Origin of the sequence: Paracoccus sp. M683 (genome assembly GCF_007096355.1) — a bacterium.
Taxonomy (GTDB): Bacteria; Pseudomonadota; Alphaproteobacteria; order Rhodobacterales; family Rhodobacteraceae; genus Paracoccus.
Map to the genome: position 1 here is coordinate 142,730 of NZ_VKDF01000005.1, position 17,301 is coordinate 160,030.

Annotated in this window: 17 protein-coding genes; 10 read left to right on the plus strand and 7 right to left on the minus strand. The window is 65.1% G+C overall.

The genetic code is table 11. From position 1 onward, the window contains the following. The first annotated feature begins 130 nt into the window (after positions 1–130). From FNJ84_RS11030 to FNJ84_RS11065, 8 genes are all read left to right on the plus strand, one after another. Positions 131–940 (plus strand): amidohydrolase, encoded by an 810-nt coding sequence (locus FNJ84_RS11030; protein ID WP_143793185.1) that lies wholly within the window; start codon positions 131–133, stop codon positions 938–940. Next, on the plus strand, positions 937–2,451 hold the full coding sequence (locus tag FNJ84_RS11035) for a sugar ABC transporter ATP-binding protein (RefSeq protein ID WP_143793186.1): 1,515 nt from the start codon (positions 937–939) through the stop codon (positions 2,449–2,451). Before FNJ84_RS11030 ends, FNJ84_RS11035 begins: the two co-directional genes overlap by 4 nt. Next, on the plus strand, positions 2,448–3,425 hold the full coding sequence (locus tag FNJ84_RS11040; RefSeq protein WP_143793187.1) for an ABC transporter permease: 978 nt from the start codon (positions 2,448–2,450) through the stop codon (positions 3,423–3,425). Before FNJ84_RS11035 ends, FNJ84_RS11040 begins: the two co-directional genes overlap by 4 nt. A gap of 67 nt (positions 3,426–3,492) precedes the next feature. Next, complete coding sequence (locus FNJ84_RS11045) at positions 3,493–4,437, plus strand: ABC transporter substrate-binding protein (protein ID WP_143793188.1); 945 nt, start codon at positions 3,493–3,495, stop codon at positions 4,435–4,437. Positions 4,438–4,577: 140 nt separating this feature from the next. Beyond that, positions 4,578–5,849 (plus strand): L-fuconate dehydratase, encoded by a 1,272-nt coding sequence (locus FNJ84_RS11050; protein WP_143793189.1) that lies wholly within the window; start codon positions 4,578–4,580, stop codon positions 5,847–5,849. Between the two features lie 37 nt (positions 5,850–5,886). After that, positions 5,887–6,660 carry an SDR family oxidoreductase gene (locus tag FNJ84_RS11055; protein WP_143793190.1) on the plus strand — a complete coding sequence of 258 codons (774 nt, stop codon included), beginning with the start codon at positions 5,887–5,889 and terminating at the stop codon, positions 6,658–6,660. A gap of 115 nt (positions 6,661–6,775) precedes the next feature. Further along, complete coding sequence (locus tag FNJ84_RS11060) at positions 6,776–7,801, plus strand: agmatine/peptidylarginine deiminase (RefSeq protein ID WP_143793191.1); 1,026 nt, start codon at positions 6,776–6,778, stop codon at positions 7,799–7,801. Then, positions 7,798–8,247 (plus strand): hypothetical protein, encoded by a 450-nt coding sequence (locus tag FNJ84_RS11065; protein ID WP_143793192.1) that lies wholly within the window; start codon positions 7,798–7,800, stop codon positions 8,245–8,247. The genes FNJ84_RS11060 and FNJ84_RS11065 overlap by 4 nt, the downstream gene beginning before the upstream one ends. Positions 8,248–8,335: 88 nt before the next feature. Here FNJ84_RS11065 and FNJ84_RS11070 read toward each other — a convergent pair whose 3' ends face one another. Further along, the gene (locus FNJ84_RS11070; RefSeq protein WP_143793193.1) at positions 8,336–10,318 is read right to left on the minus strand and encodes an OmpA family protein; all 1,983 of its coding nucleotides are present in this window, start codon (positions 10,316–10,318) and stop codon (positions 8,336–8,338) included. A 187-nt stretch (positions 10,319–10,505) separates the two neighbouring features. Between FNJ84_RS11070 and FNJ84_RS11075 the strand changes: the two genes are divergently transcribed. Beyond that, complete coding sequence (locus FNJ84_RS11075; RefSeq protein ID WP_143793194.1) at positions 10,506–11,444, plus strand: Dyp-type peroxidase; 939 nt, start codon at positions 10,506–10,508, stop codon at positions 11,442–11,444. An 86-nt stretch (positions 11,445–11,530) separates the two neighbouring features. Beyond that, the gene (locus FNJ84_RS11080; RefSeq protein ID WP_143793195.1) at positions 11,531–12,370 is read left to right on the plus strand and encodes a thioesterase family protein; all 840 of its coding nucleotides are present in this window, start codon (positions 11,531–11,533) and stop codon (positions 12,368–12,370) included. Positions 12,371–12,447: 77 nt separating this feature from the next. Here FNJ84_RS11080 and FNJ84_RS11085 read toward each other — a convergent pair whose 3' ends face one another. From FNJ84_RS11085 to FNJ84_RS11110, 6 genes are all read right to left on the minus strand, one after another. After that, a complete protein-coding gene (locus FNJ84_RS11085; RefSeq protein ID WP_143793196.1) occupies positions 12,448–13,167 on the minus strand; it encodes a sulfate/molybdate ABC transporter ATP-binding protein in 720 nt (239 codons plus the stop codon). Positions 13,168–13,178: 11 nt separating this feature from the next. Next, the gene (cysW, locus tag FNJ84_RS11090) at positions 13,179–14,072 is read right to left on the minus strand and encodes a sulfate ABC transporter permease subunit CysW (protein ID WP_143793197.1); all 894 of its coding nucleotides are present in this window, start codon (positions 14,070–14,072) and stop codon (positions 13,179–13,181) included. Continuing rightward, positions 14,065–14,904 carry a sulfate ABC transporter permease subunit CysT gene (gene cysT, locus FNJ84_RS11095; protein WP_143793198.1) on the minus strand — a complete coding sequence of 280 codons (840 nt, stop codon included), beginning with the start codon at positions 14,902–14,904 and terminating at the stop codon, positions 14,065–14,067. The genes cysW and cysT overlap by 8 nt, the downstream gene beginning before the upstream one ends. A 5-nt stretch (positions 14,905–14,909) precedes the next feature. Further along, positions 14,910–15,878: a sulfate ABC transporter substrate-binding protein gene (locus FNJ84_RS11100; protein WP_143793498.1), complete on the minus strand. Its 969-nt coding sequence runs from the start codon at positions 15,876–15,878 to the stop codon at positions 14,910–14,912. Between the two features lie 220 nt (positions 15,879–16,098). After that, positions 16,099–16,338 carry a hypothetical protein gene (locus tag FNJ84_RS11105; protein ID WP_143793199.1) on the minus strand — a complete coding sequence of 80 codons (240 nt, stop codon included), beginning with the start codon at positions 16,336–16,338 and terminating at the stop codon, positions 16,099–16,101. 366 nt (positions 16,339–16,704) lie between these two features. Continuing rightward, complete coding sequence (locus FNJ84_RS11110) at positions 16,705–17,256, minus strand: helix-turn-helix domain-containing protein (RefSeq protein ID WP_143793200.1); 552 nt, start codon at positions 17,254–17,256, stop codon at positions 16,705–16,707. Between the last annotated feature and the right edge of the window lie 45 nt (positions 17,257–17,301).

The following is a 17,301-nucleotide window of genomic DNA, read 5'->3' on the forward strand; positions in this document are numbered from 1 at the left end:
GAAATCTGTTGCGTCAATAGTTCATATGTGAATACTTCATTCATATAAGAATGCGCGTGACGGACGGGGAGGGTCTGATGCGGCTTTCAGGCGAAAACTGCCGGCGCGGTCGTGGCATGGCGGCCTGACCATGGGGCTGGTCGACGCACATTGTCATTTCTGGCGGCTTGATCGCGGTGATTACGGCTGGCTGGACGGGCAGGGCGGCCCGCTGGCGCCGATCCGGCGTGATTTCGGCCCCGCCCAGCATCCCGGCGATGGCCCGGTGATTGCGGTGCAGGCGGCGCCCAGCCTGGCCGAAACGGATTATCTGCTATCGCTCGGGCGGCAGACGTCGCGGATAGCCGGGGTGGTTGGCTGGGTCGATCTGGCGGCGGAAACGGCGGCCGATGACCTGCGGCGGCTCGCATCAGACCCGCTGTTCAAGGGTATCCGGCCGATGTTGCAGGACATCGCGCGGACCGACTGGCTGCTAGAGGCGCCGCGGCCCGAGGTCCTGGCGCTGCTGCCGCATCTGGGTCTGCGCTTTGACGCGCTGATCACGCCGCGCCATTTGCCGGTGCTGATCCGATTTGCGCGCATGAACCCGGATCTGCCGATCGTCATCGACCATGCCGCCAAGCCGCAGCCCGGCAACCTTGCCACCTGGCGCGAGGGGATGGCGCGGCTGGCCAGTGACCGTCGCATTCATTGCAAGCTGTCAGGGCTGGTGACCGAATTGCCCGATCGCGACCAGCTGCGCGCCGTGATCGCGGATCTGCTGGATCTGTTCGGACCCGAGCGGCTGATCTGGGGCAGCGACTGGCCCGTGCTGACGCTGGCTGCCTCCTGGGACGAGTGGATGGCGCTGACCGATCAGGCGCTGTCCGGGCTGACCGGGGCCGAGCGTGCGGCAATCATGGGCGGCAATGCGGCGCGCTTCTATGGGGTGACGGCATGAGCGAACTGATAAGGATGCAGGCGATCGACAAGCATTTCCCCGGCGTCCATGCGTTGAAATCCGTCGATTTCGACCTGCGCGCCGGCGAGGTGCATGCCCTGATGGGCGAGAATGGCGCCGGCAAGTCGACGCTGATGAAATGCCTGTCCGGGGTCTATCAGCCAGATGGCGGGCATATCCTTGTGAATGGCGCACAGGTCTCGCTGCCGGGGCCGAAGGCGGCGCAGGATCTGGGCATCGGCATGATCCATCAGGAACTGGCGCTGATGCCCGATCTGACCGTGGCGCAGAACATCTGGATCGGGCGCGAGCCGCGCAAAAGCCTTGGTCGGCTGGACGAGGCGAAACTGAACGCGCTGACGGCGGCGATCTTTGGCGGCATGAACATTCCGATGAACCCGATCGCGCGGGTGGGCGATCTGACCATTGCCCGCCAGCAGATGGTAGAAATCGGCAAGGCGCTGTCACACCGCTCGCGCGTGCTGATCATGGACGAACCCACGGCGGCGCTGAACGATGCCGAGATCGCGGAACTGTTCGCCATCATCCGCCGGCTGAAGTCCGAAGGCGTGGGCATCATCTATATCAGTCACAAGATGGACGAGATCAAACGCATCTCTGATCGGGTGACGGTGATGCGCGATGGCGAATATGTCGGCACGGTCGAGGCCGCCAAGACGCCGATCAGCCGCATCATCGCGATGATGGTGGGCCGCGAACTCAGCGACGAGGCGGTCTCGATCCCCGATCTTTCCGCCGCCGAAACCGCGCTTGAGGTGCGCGGCATCGCCCGCGCGCCGGATCTGAAGGACATCAGCTTTTCGGTCAAGCAGGGCGAGATCCTGGGCTTTGCCGGGCTGATGGGGGCGGGGCGGACGGAACTGGCCCGCGCGATCTTTGGCGCCGATCCGCGCGACGCGGGCGAGGTGATCGTCCATGGCAGGCCGACAGCCATCGCCAGCCCACGCGACGCGGTCGCGGCCGGCATCGGCTATCTGTCCGAGGATCGCAAGCATTTCGGCCTGGCCCTGCCGATGGATGTGCGGGCCAATATCGCCATGGCCAGCTTGCCGCGCTTTGCCGATCGGCTTGGCCGCCTTGACGAGACTCGCCTTGGCCAGATCGCGCGCGACTATATCGCGACGCTGAAGATCCGCACGCCGGGCGACCGGAAAGAGGTGCGGCTGCTATCGGGCGGCAATCAGCAGAAGGTGGTCATCGCCAAATGGCTGCTGCGCGATTGCGACATCCTGATCTTCGACGAGCCGACGCGCGGCATCGACGTCGGCGCCAAGGCCGAGATCTATCGCCTGCTGACCGAACTGGCGGCGGGCGGCAAGGCGATCATCGTGATTTCCAGCGAACTGCCCGAGGTGCTGCGCCTGTCGCATCGCATCGCGGTCATGTGCGAGGGGCGGCTGACCGGCATCCTGCCCGGCGGCGCCTCGCAGGAACAGATCATGGAACTGGCGACGCAGAGGAACAGCATGACCAGGGAGAACGTGGCATGAGCGAGACCACAGCAATACGCGGCGGCGCGCAGCAGAAGCTGCTGGCATTTGCCAGCCTGATCGTTCTGGTCCTGGGTTTTTCGCTGGCCAGCCCGAATTTCTTCCAGACCTCGAACATCATGGCGATCTTGCAGGCGGCCTCGGTCAACGGGGTGCTGGCCGTGGGGGTGACGCTGATCATCATCACCGGCGGCATCGACCTGTCCATCGGCACGCTGATGACCTTTTGCGCGGTGATGACCGGCGTGGTCCTGACCTGGGCCGGGATGCCGCTGATCCTGGGCGTCGTGGCGGCAATCGCGACCGGGGCACTGTGCGGGCTGGTCTCGGGTTTTTTCGTGGCGCGGCTGAAAATCCCGCCCTTCATCGCCACTTTGGGGATGATGCTGATCCTGAAAGGCCTGTCACTGATCGTCACCGGCACCAAGCCGATCTATTTCAACGACACGCCGGGCTTCACGCTGATCGCGCAGGGATCGGTGATCGGGGCGCTGATTCCGGCCTTTCCGGTGCCGAACGGGGTGCTGATCCTGTTTCTGGTCGCGGGGGCAACGGCATGGGTGCTGTCGCGGACGGTGCTGGGGCGCTATACCTTCGCGCTTGGCTCGAACGAAGAGGCGGTGCGCCTGTCAGGCGTCAATACCGATGGCTGGAAGATGGCCATCTATGCGCTGGCGGGCGGCATTGTCGGCATCGGCGGGCTGCTGATCGCCAGCCGCCTGAACAGCGCCCAACCCGCGCTTGGCCTTGGTTACGAGTTGGAGGCGATCGCCGCCGTGGTCATCGGCGGCACATCGCTGGCCGGCGGGCGCGGCACCATTCTGGGCACGCTGATCGGCGCGCTGATCATGGCGGTGCTGACCAATGGTCTGCGGGTGCTGTCGGTCGCGCCCGAATGGCAGACGGTTGTGACCGGGGCCATCATCATCATCGCAGTCTATGCCGACCAGTTGCGGCACCGCAAATCATCCTAAGCAGAAGGGGCGGCCAACACCCCCGAACCCCAACCCGACCATTCCAGTGAACCTCAGGGAGGAAACCATGTTCACCAGACGAACCCTGCTTGGCGCGGCTGCCGCGATCTCGCTTCTGGCGCAGACGACCGGCGCCTTCGCGCAGGACAAGCTTTATGTGCCGCTGATCTCTAAGGGCTTCCAGCACCAGTTCTGGCAGGCGGTAAAGGCGGGCGCCGACAAGGCGGCCGGGGAACTGGGCGTCGAGGTCACCTTTGAAGGCCCAGACAACGAAAGCCAGGTCGACAAGCAGATCGACATGCTGGCCGCCGCGCTGGCCAAGAACCCGGCCGCCATCGGCTTTGCCGCGCTGGACAGTCAGGCTGCCATCCCGCTGCTGCAACAGGCCAAGGATGCGGGGATTCCGGTGATCGCGTTCGACTCGGGCGTGGACAGCGATATCCCGCTGGCCACGGCGGCGACCGACAATCTTGCCGCTGCTGCGCTGGCCGCCGACAAGCTGGCCGAACTGATCGGTGGTGCGGGCAAGGTCGCGGTCGTGGCCCACGACCAGACCTCGCGCACGGGCGTTGACCGGCGCGACGGCTTTCTGAACCGGATGAAGGAACAGCATCCCGATATCGAGGTGGTGACGGTTGAATATGGCGGCGGCGATCACCTGAAATCGACCGAGATCACCAAGGCCATTCTGACCGCCAATCCCGACATCAAGGGTATTTTCGGCACCAATGAAGGCAGCGCCATCGGCGTCTTGAACGGGGTGCGCGAGGCCGGGGCCGAGGTGGTGGTCGTGGGCTATGATTCCGGCAAGGCCCAGACCGACGCGATCCGCGCGGGCCAGATGGCCGGCGCCATCACCCAGAACCCGGTCGGCATCGGTTATGAGACGGTCAAGGCCGCTGTCGCCGCATCCAAGGGCGAAACGGTCGAGCCGAATATCGACACCGGCTTTTACTGGTATGACGCCACCAATATCGACAGCCCCGAAATCTCTGCTGTCCTTTACGAATAGGCGAAAGCTACGACTAGGCGAAAGCCGGGACCGGGGGGGCGCGGCATTTGCGTTCCCCCGGCCAGTCAAGGGCCGGCGCGGGCTGTCCCGCGCGCCGGCTTCCTCACCAACGGCCAGCAATTGCGAAGGGTCGCCCAGCCATGAAGATCACCAACCTGCGGACGGTTGACCTGCGTTTCCCGACCAGCGACAGCCTTGACGGCTCGGACGCGATGAACCCCGATCCCGATTATTCGGCCGCCTATGTCATCCTTGAAACCGACGGACCGCATCAGGGTCACGGCCTGACCTTCACCATCGGGCGCGGAAACGAGATCTGCGTCGCCGCCATTCAGGCCCTGCGGCATCTGGTCGTCGGGCTGGATCTGGACTGGATCGCCGCCGATATGGGACGCTTCTGGCGGCATGTCACCAGCGACAGCCAGCTGCGCTGGATCGGGCCGGACAAGGGCGCGATCCATCTGGCCACCGGCGCGGTGGTCAATGCGGCCTGGGATCTGTGGGCCAAATCGGCGGGCAAGCCGGTCTGGCAGCTGGTGGCCGACATGACACCCCACGACTTGGTGCGCTGCATCGACTTCCGCAATCTCACCGATTGCATCACCCCTGAATGGGCGCTGGATTTCCTGACTGCGCAGGCCGCCGGCAAGGCCGGGCGGATCGCCACGCTGAAGGCCGAGGGCTATCCCTGCTATACGACCAGCGCGGGCTGGCTGGGCTATGACGATGCCAAGCTGCGTCGGCTGTGCCGCGAGGCGGTGGATGCGGGCTTTCGCCATATCAAGATGAAGGTCGGGCGCGACCTGGATGACGACATCCGCCGCCTGACCATCGCCCGCGACGAGGTCGGCCCCGACATCACCCTGATGATCGACGCCAACCAGATGTGGGAGGTGGGTCAGGCGGTCGACTGGCTGGGTCATCTGGCCTTTGCAAAGCCCTGGTTCATCGAGGAACCGACCAGTCCCGACGACATCCAGGGCCATCGCGCCATCCGTCAGGCCATTGCGCCGATGCAGGTGGCCACCGGCGAGATGTGCCAGAACCGCATCATGTTCAAGCAGTTCATCACCCAGGGCGCCATCGACGTGGTGCAGATCGACAGCTGCCGTATGGGCGGGCTGAACGAGGTGCTGGCGGTGATGCTGATGGCGGCGAAATACGGGCTGAAGGTCTGCCCTCATGCCGGGGGGGTGGGGCTGTGCGAATATGTCCAGCATATGTCGATGATCGACTATCTGTGCATCGCGGGCACGCGCGAGCGGCGGGTGATCGAATATGTCGACCATCTGCACGAACATTTCCTTGACCCCTGCGTGATCCGCAATGCCGCCTATATGCCGCCCTCGATGCCCGGCTTTTCCATCGAGATGCGGCCGCAGACGCTGGACGATTTCCGCTTTCGCGGATGAGCTGGCCCGACACTGACAGCAACAAGCGAGGGCCGCGATGGACCTGCATCTGAACGACAAGACAGTGATCGTCACCGGCGGCGGCTCGGGCATCGGGGCTGCGATCACCGAGGTTCTGGCCGCCGAGGGCGCGCGCCCGGTGATCCTTGGCCGCACGGCGCCCGATTCCGACTGGCTGGAGCAGACGGGCGCATGGTTCGTCAGGGTGGAACTGTCCGATGATGCCGCCTGTCGTGATGCGGTGCAGGCCGTGCGCGACCGCCACGGCGCCATTCACGGGCTGGTCAACAATGCCGGGGCCAATGACGGCGTGGGGCTGGACCGTGGGCCAGAGGCCTTTCGTGCCAGCCTGAACCAGAACCTCGTGCATTATTACACCATGGTCCACCTGCTGCGCGACGATCTGCGCGCGACGCGCGGCGCCATCGTCAATATCTCGTCCAAGACTGCGCTGACCGGGCAGGGGGGCACCTCGGCCTATGTCGCGGCCAAGGCGGCGCAGCTGGGTCTGACCCGCGAATGGGCGGTCGAGTTCCTGCCCGATGGCATCCGCGTCAACGCCATCGTCGTGGCCGAGGTGATGACGCCGCTTTACGAACGCTGGCTGGCGACGCTGCCCGATCCGGCGGCGGCGCTATCTGCGATCACGGCGCGCATCCCGTTGGGCCAGCGCATGACCACCGCGCAGGAGATCGCCGATACCTGCGCCTTCCTGCTGTCGGATCGTGCCAGCCACACGACGGGACAATGGCTGTTCGCCGATGGCGGCTATACCCATCTGGACCGGGCGATCGGCCGCGATCAGGGATAAGGGGGCGTTCCCATCAGCCCGGCCTCTCGGTAAGCTTGCATCGCAGTCGTCAACCCAAGGGAGCCGCGCTATGAACAGACGGAACATGTAGTTGGGCGCAGGAGCTTTGGGTGCCATGAGCTTGCCGGGACGAAGCTTCGCAGATACGGGCGCGGGCTTTCTCGTGCCACCGGAAGAGGCCCCGCATCAGCGGACCTTCATGCAATGGCCGGTCAATCGCCGCGTGCATACCGACCCGGTCTTTCTGGACATGGTCCAGCAGACCATCGCCGATGTCGCCAACGCCATCGTCGCGTTCGAGCCGGTGACGATGCTGGCCGCGCAGGCCGACCATGCCGGTGCGCGGGCAAAACTGTCCGGTAATGTCGAGCTGTGGGACATCCCGACCGAGGATCTGTGGTGCCGCGATTCCGGCCCCTTGTTCGTGATCGACGATGCGGGCAGGCTGGCGATCAGCCACATCCAGTTCAACGGCTGGGGCGAAAAGCAGATCAACCAGCGCGATTCGCGGATCGCGGGGCTGCTGGCCGAAAGCCTTGGCCTGCCGCTGATGCCAAGCGGAGTGCGCGGCGAGGCGGGCGGCGTCGAGCAGGACGGCCACGGCCTGCTGATGGCCCATGAAAGCAGCTGGGTAAACGACAACCGCAATCCCGGCATGTCGCGCGACCAGATCGAACAGCGGCTGCTGCGCGCCTATGGCGCCGAGCGCATGATCTGGTCCGAAGGTGTCTGGGACGAGGATATCACCGATTACCACATCGACAGCCTTGCCCGGTTCACCGGGCCGGGGCGCGTGCTGATCAATCTGCCCGACGATCCCGATATGGAGGATTCCTTCCACGTCGCCGCCCTTGATACCCATGACGCGCTGGTTGCGGCGGGGCTCAGCGTGGATGTCATCCCCGAACCGCATCGCCGCCGCGTCAAGGATATCGACTTTGTCGCCTCATATGCGAATTACTATGTCTGCAACGGGGCGGTCATCGCGGCACAGTTCGGCGACCGCGACACCGACCAGATCGCAAGGGATGCGCTGGCGCGGCACTATCCGGGCCGGCAGATCGTGATGCTGAATGTCGATCCCCTGGGCGAAATGGGTGGCGGCATCCACTGCGCCACGCAGCAGATGCCCGCGACATGACCTGGCTGGCACGCCATGCGCAGTCGATTCAGGCGGGATCGGCCATCCTGACGGCCATCGTGGCCCTTGCCGCCCTGATCGGCGTGAAGGTCCAGCTTGATCAAGCGGATCGCGTGCAAAGGGAACAATCCGCGCGCGAGGCTTACCGCGCGCATCTGTCTCTGGCGGCATCCATGCCCGATTTCGCCCAGCCCCAGGATGCCTGCCGGCTGCTGGTCTCGGGGCAGGGCGGTGCCTATGTCGCCTTTGTCGATCACCTGCTTTATTCGGCCGAACAGATGCTGGCCATCAGCGAAGGTTGGCAGAGGTCGTTCTTGGACGAACTGGCGGTTCATCGCGACTATCTGTGCATGGCCGAAGGCCCTGCGGGCGAGACCGAGGAAATGCACGCGCTGCTGTCGCAATTCAGGAACACCGCCTGTCCGACTGATCCGATCTGCGGCTAGGCCGCGCACATCACCTTGCGCCCTTGCGGCCATGGAAAAGGGCGGCACATGGCCGCCCTTTCCCGTTCCTGCCTGTATTTTGCCGAGCCTAGTTCTGTGCCTGTTGCAGCAATTCGGTGATCCGGCGGACCGAGGCGCGGCGGTTTTCCCGAATGTCGCCTTCCTGGCGGACCTTCAGAAACTGCTCGCCATAGCCCTGGACGACCATGTTTTCCGGCGGAACCTGGAAATACTCGGTCAGCGCCAGAGCCACCGATTCCGCGCGGCGATCCGACAGCGCCAAGTTCATCGCCCCGTCGCCGACCGTGTCGGTGTGCCCTTCGATCATGAAGATCTCGCGCGGGTTCCGGGCGACGGCATCGCGGATCACATTGCCAAGGGCCGACAGATCCTTTGCCTGATCAGGCTTGATCGCGGCCGAGCCGGTATCGAAGGTGATCGCGTTGATATCCACCGGCGCCACCAGCGAACGGACCTGCGGAATGTCGCGGATCTGCGCCAGGGTAAAGCGACGATCGCTGGCCGATTCCGTCAGCAGTGCGGTGCGCAGCTGATCCTCGCTCAACTGGCCGGCGCCGCTGGTCGCGACAGCAGCCGGGGCTGGCAGCGAGGCGATGTCGACGGGCTGGGCGGTGGTGTCGTCGATCAGCTGCACGCTGGTGCCATCGGCCGAAATCAGCGTCCGGCGCAGCACCCGCAGGTCAGCGTCGCGGATGGTCACGACCTTGCTGCCATCGGCACGGGTCACGATGGTGCGCGACGAGCCGTCGTCGAAATTCTGGGTCGACACGGTGCTGCCGGGCTGACGCAGAAGCGCGACCTCGTCCTTGATCACCTGCTGGCTGCCATCCGAGCGGGTCACCACCACACGGTCGGGGCTGGACAGAGCGACCTGACGATTATTGGCCAGCATCGCACCGACGGCCAAACCGCCCAGACCCAGCAACACGGCCTTGGTCAGATCGCTTTTGTCGTCGTCATCATCCTCGGCCGCTGCGGCCTGCTGGTCGCCATTGGTGGCGTTCAGCGCCTCTTGCAGGCTGGTGGCGAAATCCTCGGCGGAGGAGCGGCTGTTTTCTTCGGTCACAGCCTCTTCGATCACCTCGGCATCGGCGGTTTCGGCGGCATCATCATTCAACGCGGCTGCCGATGCCTCGGTTGCGGCTGCGGCTTCGGCGGCGGCTTCGGTTTCCACGGCGCCCTGTTCGGGGGCAGTCCCGGCCGCCGCCGCGTCGGTCGCCGCCTCGTCGGTCACCGGCGTTTCGGAAACCGCCTGAGCCTCGGCGGGGGCTTCGGGCTGGGCTGCCGGTGCGGCCTCTGCCTCTGCCTCGGCTTCGCCGGCTGCGGCTTCCTCGGCGGCCAAGGCTTCGGCCAGGGCATCGGCATCGGTCGTCTCGGCCGCAGCAGGCTGGGTTTCAGCCGGTGCCTCGGTCGTGGCCGTTTCGGGGGCCTGTTCCTCGGCCTCGTCAGCCAGAGCTTCGGCCAGGGCATCGGCCTGGTCCTCGGCTGAGGCATCCGCTGCCGGTTCGGGCGTCGCCGCGGTCTCTGCCGGTTCGGCAGGTGCTGCGGCTTCGGCGGGGGCAGGCGGTTCCTCGACGACGGGCTGTTCCTCGATCACCGGCTCTGGGGTGGCTTCGACCGCAGGTTCGGCGGTGGTTTCCATCTCGGCAGCGGCCTCGGCATCTGCCTCGGCTGCGGCTTCCGGTTGTGCGGGGGAGGATTCGCTGACCTCAGCCTCGGCCTCAACTTCAGGCTCAGCCTGGGGCTGGGCCTCGGCTTCGGCTGGCGCGGCCTCGGCCTCGGCCTCGGCCGGCGCAGCTTCCGCCTCGGCGGCTGGCGGGCAGGGCGGGGCCGCGCCGTCCGTGCAAAGCGCGTCTACGGCGGCCTCGGCGGCGGCCTCGGCAGATTCGGCGGCCTGTGCGGCGGCCTCGGCGGCCTCGCCGACGGGGTCGGTCTGGGCCTGCATTTCGGTTTGTGCCTCGGCCTCGGCGGTCTGGGCCATTGCCGCATGCGGTGCAAGCAGCGACAGGCAGGCCACGATGGCCGTGCTGTTATTGATGATCCGGCGCATATCTGCTCCTTCGTTGCCATTCCGGCGATTTGACTGGCAGGGAAACAGGTGGCCGCGCCCGCTGGTTCCACCGCAACCGATAACTTAGGCGCTATCGTGCCGAGCCCTGCGGGATTTATCGTTGAGACGCCGGCGGTTCCGTTCCAGACTGATCCGGTAGCCGGTATCATTGCGAAGGGGATATGCCATGCCATCATCGGACAGCCAGGCCATCGAAAGCGGGTTGACGCGCAGCGCCATCTTTCTGGTGGTCAGCCTGAAGCCCGCGGCTGACAGCGTGGCGCAGGTCCAGGCGCTGCTGGCGGATATGGGCGCGCTGGTGCGCGGCGTCGGGTTCCGCATTCCCGATGGGCAGCTGTCCTGCATCACCGGCATCGGATCGCAGGCTTGGGATCGGCTGTTTCCCGGTCCTCGCCCGCGCGATCTGCACGTCTTTCAACAGATCGAGGGGGTGCATCGGGCGGTCTCGACGCCCGGCGACCTGCTGTTTCACATCCGCGCCATGCGGGCCGATCTGTGCTTTGAACTGGCCACGCATATCATGTCGCGCATCGGCACGGTGGTGACGGTCGAGGACGAGGTTCACGGCTTCAAGTATTTCGACGATCGCGACCTGATCGGCTTTGTGGACGGGACCGAGAACCCGACCGGGCAGGACCGCCATGATGCCACGGTCATCGGCGACGAGGATCCCGCCTTTGCCGGCGGCAGCTATGTCATCGTGCAGAAATACCTGCATGATCTGGCGAAATGGAACGGCATCCCGGTGGAACAGCAGGAACGCATCATCGGCCGCCGCAAGCTGAACGATATTGAACTGGCGGACGAGGAAAAGGCGCCCTATGCGCATAACGTGCTGACGGTCATCACGGACGAGAACGGCGAGCAGCTGGAAATCCTGCGCGACAACATGCCCTTTGGCCGGCCCGGATCGGGGGAATACGGCACCTATTTCATCGGCTATGCGAAAACGCCCTCGGTGACGGAACGGATGCTGCGCAACATGTTCGCCGGCGATCCGCCAGGGAATTACGACCGGCTTCTGGATGTCAGCACGGCTGTCACCGGCACGCTGTTCTTCGTCCCGCCGGCCGCAATGCTGGACAATGCGGCTGACGCCGGCTGAATGCCGGCCACACGGATTTTGCAGATCGCACCGATGCCGGTGCCGGCGGACATCCGCGATGCCTGCGGTTCAGACAAGGAACGCCGATGACCGAGAAGCTTGACCCAACCGGCATCGGTATCCCCAGCCTGCACAGCCGGGTCGAAAGCTGGGAATGCGATTTCAACGGCCACTGGAACGCCCGCTTCTATGCCCGCGCCTTCCAGCAGGCGGCCGAGACCTTGCCCTTCCTGCCCGGTCTGTCGTCCGGCAGGCCAGGCCGGCTGCCGCCGACCCGCTATCTGCGCTTTCACCGAGAGCTGTTTGCCGGCTCGGCGGTCGCGCTTCGCTCGACCCTGATCGGTGGTGGCAGCTATGCCGGGGCGGTGGCGCATCTGCTGATCAGCGAGGGGCGGCTGGCGGCGACGGCGCTGGATACCGGCGGCGCGGCGATCCATGGCCTGCCGGTCACACCGGCCGAGACCCTGAGACTGGCGCAGCCGCGCGGGCTGGCCGGGCGCACAGATGCCGTCTGGACGGATGGTCCTGGCACCAGCCTGTGCCAGACCGGGCCGATCCGCCCGGCTGAAACCGATCATCGCGGTGACTTGCTGTTCGAAGAGGTGGTCCGCCGCCTGGCCTTTGCCACGCATGCCCATGTCAGCGCGCTTGGGCTGAATCAGGCGCTGTTGACGGAAGCCGGGATCAGCCGGATGGCGGTCGAAGCCCGGATCACGCGGCTTGGCACCTGCCCGGCGGGCGCGCCCTTGCAGGTGAAGGCCCGGCTGATCGGCGTCGCCGTCAAATCGTTCATCATTGCGCTGATGGTGGAAAGCCCACAGGGCCAGCCGGTCGCCTATGCCGAATACAGCATGGTGACGGTCGACCTGAACACCCGCCGCGCGGTCGAGCTGCCCGAATTTCTGCTTGCGGGTTTTCGGGGCTGACCGGGGGCTGGGCTGGGCCGGGGCTGGGCTAGCTGGGCCGGGCAGCCCGACAAGCCCTGCCTTGATGCCCCGCCGGCCTAGCTGTTGACGAAATCGCGCACGAAGTCGGTGGCGGGTCGGCTGCGAATGTCGGTGGGCCTGCCGATCTGCTCGACCCGGCCCATCGACATGACCACGACCAGATCGGCCAGTTCCATCGCCTCGTCCTGATCATGGGTGACGAACACGGTGGTCAGGCCGGTTTCGTCGTGAATGTCGCGCAGACCCTGACGCAATTCCTTGCGCACCTTGGCGTCCAGCGCGCCAAAGGGCTCATCCAGCAGCAGCATCCGCGGCTCGATCGCAAGGGCGCGGGCCAGCGCCACGCGCTGACGCTGTCCGCCTGACAGCTGGCTGGGATAGCGGGCGGCGATCTGTGGCAGCTGGATCAGATCCAGCAGGCGGGTGACGCGGCGGTCGATCTCGGCCTTGGGGGGGCGGCTGGCGCGTGGGCGGGCGCGCAGCCCATAGGCGATGTTGTCAAAGACCGTCATATGCCGGAACAGGGCATAGCTTTGAAACACAAAGCCCGCGCGCCGGTCCTGAACCGACAGGCCCGTCGCGTCCTGACCGTTCAGCAGCACCCGCCCGGATGAAGGAAATTCCAGCCCGGCCAGAATGCGCAGCAGCGTCGTCTTGCCCGACCCTGACGGCCCCAGCAAGGCCACCAGTGCCCCCGATGGAATGGCCAGAGAGACCGGATGCAACGCGGTGCTGGTGGCGAAATCCTTGGCTATCTCGTCGATGTCGATATGCATGGGCGTCCCTTTCAATGGCGGCGCGTTGCGGCAAGCTGATCGGCATGCCGGATTTCCAGCATGGTTTTCAGCAGCAGGGTCAGAAGGGCAAAGGCGGTCAGCAATGCGGCCATGGAAAAGGCCGCAACCGACAGATATTCGTTATACAGCATCTCGATGGTGATCGGCATGGTCGCGGTCTGCCCCCGGATCTTGCCCGAGACGACGGCGACGGCGCCGAACTCGCCCATGGCGCGGGCCGTGCAAAGCAGCGTGCCGTAAAGCAGCGCCCACCGGATATTGGGCAGCGTGACGGTCAGGAAAATGCGCCAGCCCGAAGCCCCCAGGGTCAGCGCGGCCTCTTCCTCGGCCCGACCCTGTTCGATCATCACCGGGATCAGCTCGCGCGCGACAAAGGGGAAGGTGACAAAGACCGTGGCCAGCACGATGCCCGGAATGGCAAAGACGATGGGCAGGCCATGGGCCACCAGCCAGCCGCCGATCAGCGAATTGGCCCCGAACAGCAGGATGATGCACAGGCCGGCGACAACCGGGCTGACGCTGAAAGGCAGGTCGATCAGGGTGATCAGAAAGGCCTTGCCGCGAAAGTCGAACTTGGTGATCAGCCAGGCGGCGGCGATGCCAAAGGCGGCATTCAGCGGCACCGCCAGCGCGGTGATCAGCAGCGTCAGCTGGATGGCCGAGCGCGCATCGCGATTGCCAAGGCTGGCCACGGCGGCGCCCCAGCCCTCGGCCAGGGCCTCGGCAAAGACCACGGCCAGCGGGGCAAAGATCAGCAGCAACAGCCCGCCCACGGCCAGCGCGATCAGGACGGCGCGGGCCAGCGGGGTTTCCTCGGTCGCATTGCGGAAACGGGCGCGCGGCTGCGGGGCGCGGGCGATGGTCGCGGATGTCGCGTCAGACATGGCCGATCCTCCGGCGGGTGAAGATCTGGATCAGGTTGATCGCCAGCAGCATCGAGAAGGAAATCACCAGCATGGCGATGCCGATGGCGCCGGCGGCGTCATAGTTGAACTCTTCCAGCTGGATGACGATCAGCAGCGGCGCGATCTCGGTTCGCAGCGGGATATTGCCGGCGATGAAGATGACCGAGCCATATTCCCCCACCGCCCGCGCCAACGACAGCGCAAAGCCGGTCAGCGCCGCAGGTGTCAGCATTGGCAGGATGACATGCCGGATGGTGTGAAACCGCGTGGCGCCAAGCGTGGCGCTGGCTTCTTCCACCTCGGTCTCGATTTCCTCGATGACGGGCTGGACGGTGCGGGTAACGAATGGCAGGCCCACGAAAACCAGTGCCAGGAAGATGCCCCATTGGGTATAGGCGATCTTCCACCCGATCTGTGCGGCAAGGCTGCCAAGCGCGCCATTGGGCGCATAAAGCGCGGTCAGCGCGATGCCGGCAACGGCCGTGGGCAGGGCAAAGGGCACGTCGACCGCGGCGTCCAGAATGCGCCGGCCGGGAAAGCGATAGCGGACCAGAACCCAGGCCAGCAGCACGCCAAAGACAAGGTTGAAAAGGGCGGCGAGAAAGGCCAGCCGGAAGGACAGGAACAGCGCCGCCCAGACTCTTTCGCGATGGACCGTGTCCCAGATATTCGCAAGGCCGAACTGGGCGCCCTGCAACAGCAGGGCGCCGATCGGCAGCAGCACGACGATGGACAGCATCGTCAGGGTGATCCCGGCCGAAAGGCCGAGACCGGGCATCGCCGTGCGCTGGATGAGGGGTTTCGACAGCATCGGCGTCAGTTTGATGCAGTGTCTTTGTTGGTATAGATCTGGTCGAAGATGCCACCATCGCCGAAATGTTCGGGCTGGGCCTTCTTCCAGCCGCCGAAATGGTCGATGCCGACCAGATCCAGCTGCGGAAAGCGGGCCACATCCTCGGGGTCGGCGGCGCTGTCATCCCAGGCACGGTAGAAGTGCTTGTAGGCCAGCGCCTGTCCCTCGGGGCTGTAGAGGAAATCCAGATAGGCCGTGGCAAGCGCCCGCTGGTCGTCATTGGCGATATTGGCCTCGACCAGTGCGACGGGTGGTTCGGCCAGCACGCTGACCGAGGGCACGACGATGTCGAACTGATCCTCGCCGATTTCCTCCAGCGCCAGATAGGCCTCGTTCTCCCAGGCCAGCAGCACGTCACCGATGCCGCGTTGGGCAAAGGTGGTGGTGGCGCCGCGCGCGCCGGTATCAAGCACCGGCACATGGCGATACAGATCGCCCACGAACTGCCTGGGATCCTGCCCGTTCTTTTCCGCCCAGGCCCATGCCGCCAGATAGTTCCAGCGCGCCCCGCCCGAGGTCTTGGGGTTGGGCGTGATCACCTCGACCCCGTCATTTAGCAGGTCGCCCCAATCGGTCAGCCCCTTCGGGTTGCCCTCGCGCACCAGGAAAACGATGGTCGAGGTATAGGGGCTGGAATTATGCGGCAGTTTCGACTGCCAATCCTCGGGCAGTTTGCCGCTTTCCGCGATCTTGTCGATATCCGAGGCCAGTGCCAGCGTCACCACCTGGGCATTCAGCCCGTCGATGACCGAGCGCGCCTGCGAACCGGAACCGCCATGGCTGGTCTCGATCTGCGGTTCCTCATGGCCATCGGCGATCCATTTCTGGGCAAAGGCCGCATTCACCTCTCGATACAGTTCGCGCGTGGGGTCATAGCTGACATTCAGCAGCTCTTGGGCCTGCACCGGGGCGTGCGTGCCGGCCAGCGCCATCAGTGCCAGGGCCAGCGCCGGCAGGGCTGTGCCCGAAAGCCATGACGCAGGCCCGGTCGCGGGGGCAAACCCGGCTGTCCGCGCCGGCGCCAATGCGTCGCGGCGTTGTTGGGATTGGTGTCGCAGCTTGCCCCGCGCGGGGGCGGTGCGGCCCAAATTGATGGTCTTTTGCATGTATCTCTCCAGAAGGCTTGGATGTGTTTGTCGGGTGACGCCGCGCCTAGCGGAAGGCGACGTCCTGCCGGGGTTCAAGCTGGGTGCGCCAGGCGCGGGAATGGCCGTCGTTCAGCATCGTCACTGGATCCTCGTCACAATATGTGCCGGGCATGGCCTGCATTCGGCCGCGAAAAGGGGGGTGCCCCTGCGACCGGTCCGCCATCAGGGCGTCGCGGCGGGATCGCAGGGCCACCCCCCGATTCTCGAAGGTGGCGGTTGTGGCTGCCGTGGTTGAGCTAGTCATCTTTCGTCTCCTTCCTGTTGATCACCCTTTAAATAACGACAGAGATGATCGTCTTTATCAAGGAAAAAAGACGGTCTATGAGGTCGTGATTAAAATCCGGGCAGTCATGAAGCCTGAAGGTCGCATGATGAATAAAAATAATTATTCATAAACAGAAAGATATAAGTTATATTTAATGTAAATTATGGCCATTCATGGCGATGGCGGAACTTGGCTTCTGGGATGTTGGGCGGTGGCCAAAGGGCTGATCTGCGGCGCGTTCCGGCGGGCGCCGATCTGGATCCAGCCGCCGAAATCTGGCTTTCCTGCAACCTTCCGAATCGTGTCGGGTTGTGGCTTGGGGGCGGTGCGGCGTCCGGGGCTGTCTCAGTAGACGGGCGGCGAGATGATCCAGACAACCTCGGCCGGGATGCTGCCGGGGTTTTCCCAACCATAGGGCTGGCCGCCGAACTGAAAGCTGTCGCCCGGTTCAAGGTCGAAGGATCGCGTGCCGATGGTCAGGATCAGTCGGCCGGCGATCAGCATACCACCATGTTCAACGCCCACCGCGTCGCGCTGCCCCTGGCTGCGGGCGTGGGCGGCAAAGACGGACCGGATCATTTCAAAGCTGCCGGTCAGGCCGGGGGACAGCAATTCCTCGGCCAGCCCGGTCTCGGCCGAGCCGATGGCGCTGCGGTCGGCGGCGCGGACGATCAGCCCCTGTTCGCGCGGATCTCGGTTGGCCGAGCGAAAAAAGAAGCTGATGCCCAGATCGAACAGCCGCGCGATCTGGCCCAGATCATGCACCGAAGGTGTAGTCAGCCCGCGCTCGACCTGGCTGAGCCAGCCGATCGAGCGATCCAGCGCCGCCGCGCAATCCGCGATGGTCATGCCCCGCGCCTTGCGCAGCGCCCTTATGTCCTGACCGATCCTGTCCATGCATCCCACCTAGCCGAAAACGCGACCCATGGCCAGAATTTCATG

Bases quoted from the DNA above. Each gene is read 5' to 3' on its own strand.
- FNJ84_RS11030 (WP_143793185.1), top strand. From the start codon at position 131: ATGGGGCTGGTCGACGCACATTGTCATTTCTGGCGGCTTGATCGCGGT.
- FNJ84_RS11035 (WP_143793186.1), top strand. From the start codon at position 937: ATGAGCGAACTGATAAGGATGCAGGCGATCGACAAGCATTTCCCCGGC.
- FNJ84_RS11040 (WP_143793187.1), top strand. From the start codon at position 2,448: ATGAGCGAGACCACAGCAATACGCGGCGGCGCGCAGCAGAAGCTGCTG.
- FNJ84_RS11045 (WP_143793188.1), top strand. From the start codon at position 3,493: ATGTTCACCAGACGAACCCTGCTTGGCGCGGCTGCCGCGATCTCGCTT.
- FNJ84_RS11050 (WP_143793189.1), top strand. From the start codon at position 4,578: ATGAAGATCACCAACCTGCGGACGGTTGACCTGCGTTTCCCGACCAGC.
- FNJ84_RS11055 (WP_143793190.1), top strand. From the start codon at position 5,887: ATGGACCTGCATCTGAACGACAAGACAGTGATCGTCACCGGCGGCGGC.
- FNJ84_RS11060 (WP_143793191.1), top strand. From the start codon at position 6,776: ATGAGCTTGCCGGGACGAAGCTTCGCAGATACGGGCGCGGGCTTTCTC.
- FNJ84_RS11065 (WP_143793192.1), top strand. From the start codon at position 7,798: ATGACCTGGCTGGCACGCCATGCGCAGTCGATTCAGGCGGGATCGGCC.
- FNJ84_RS11070 (WP_143793193.1), bottom strand. From the start codon at position 10,318: ATGCGCCGGATCATCAATAACAGCACGGCCATCGTGGCCTGCCTGTCG.
- FNJ84_RS11075 (WP_143793194.1), top strand. From the start codon at position 10,506: ATGCCATCATCGGACAGCCAGGCCATCGAAAGCGGGTTGACGCGCAGC.
- FNJ84_RS11080 (WP_143793195.1), top strand. From the start codon at position 11,531: ATGACCGAGAAGCTTGACCCAACCGGCATCGGTATCCCCAGCCTGCAC.
- FNJ84_RS11085 (WP_143793196.1), bottom strand. From the start codon at position 13,167: ATGCATATCGACATCGACGAGATAGCCAAGGATTTCGCCACCAGCACC.
- cysW (WP_143793197.1), bottom strand. From the start codon at position 14,072: ATGTCTGACGCGACATCCGCGACCATCGCCCGCGCCCCGCAGCCGCGC.
- cysT (WP_143793198.1), bottom strand. From the start codon at position 14,904: ATGCTGTCGAAACCCCTCATCCAGCGCACGGCGATGCCCGGTCTCGGC.
- FNJ84_RS11100 (WP_143793498.1), bottom strand. From the start codon at position 15,878: ATGGCGCTGGCCGGCACGCACGCCCCGGTGCAGGCCCAAGAGCTGCTG.
- FNJ84_RS11105 (WP_143793199.1), bottom strand. From the start codon at position 16,338: ATGACTAGCTCAACCACGGCAGCCACAACCGCCACCTTCGAGAATCGG.
- FNJ84_RS11110 (WP_143793200.1), bottom strand. From the start codon at position 17,256: ATGGACAGGATCGGTCAGGACATAAGGGCGCTGCGCAAGGCGCGGGGC.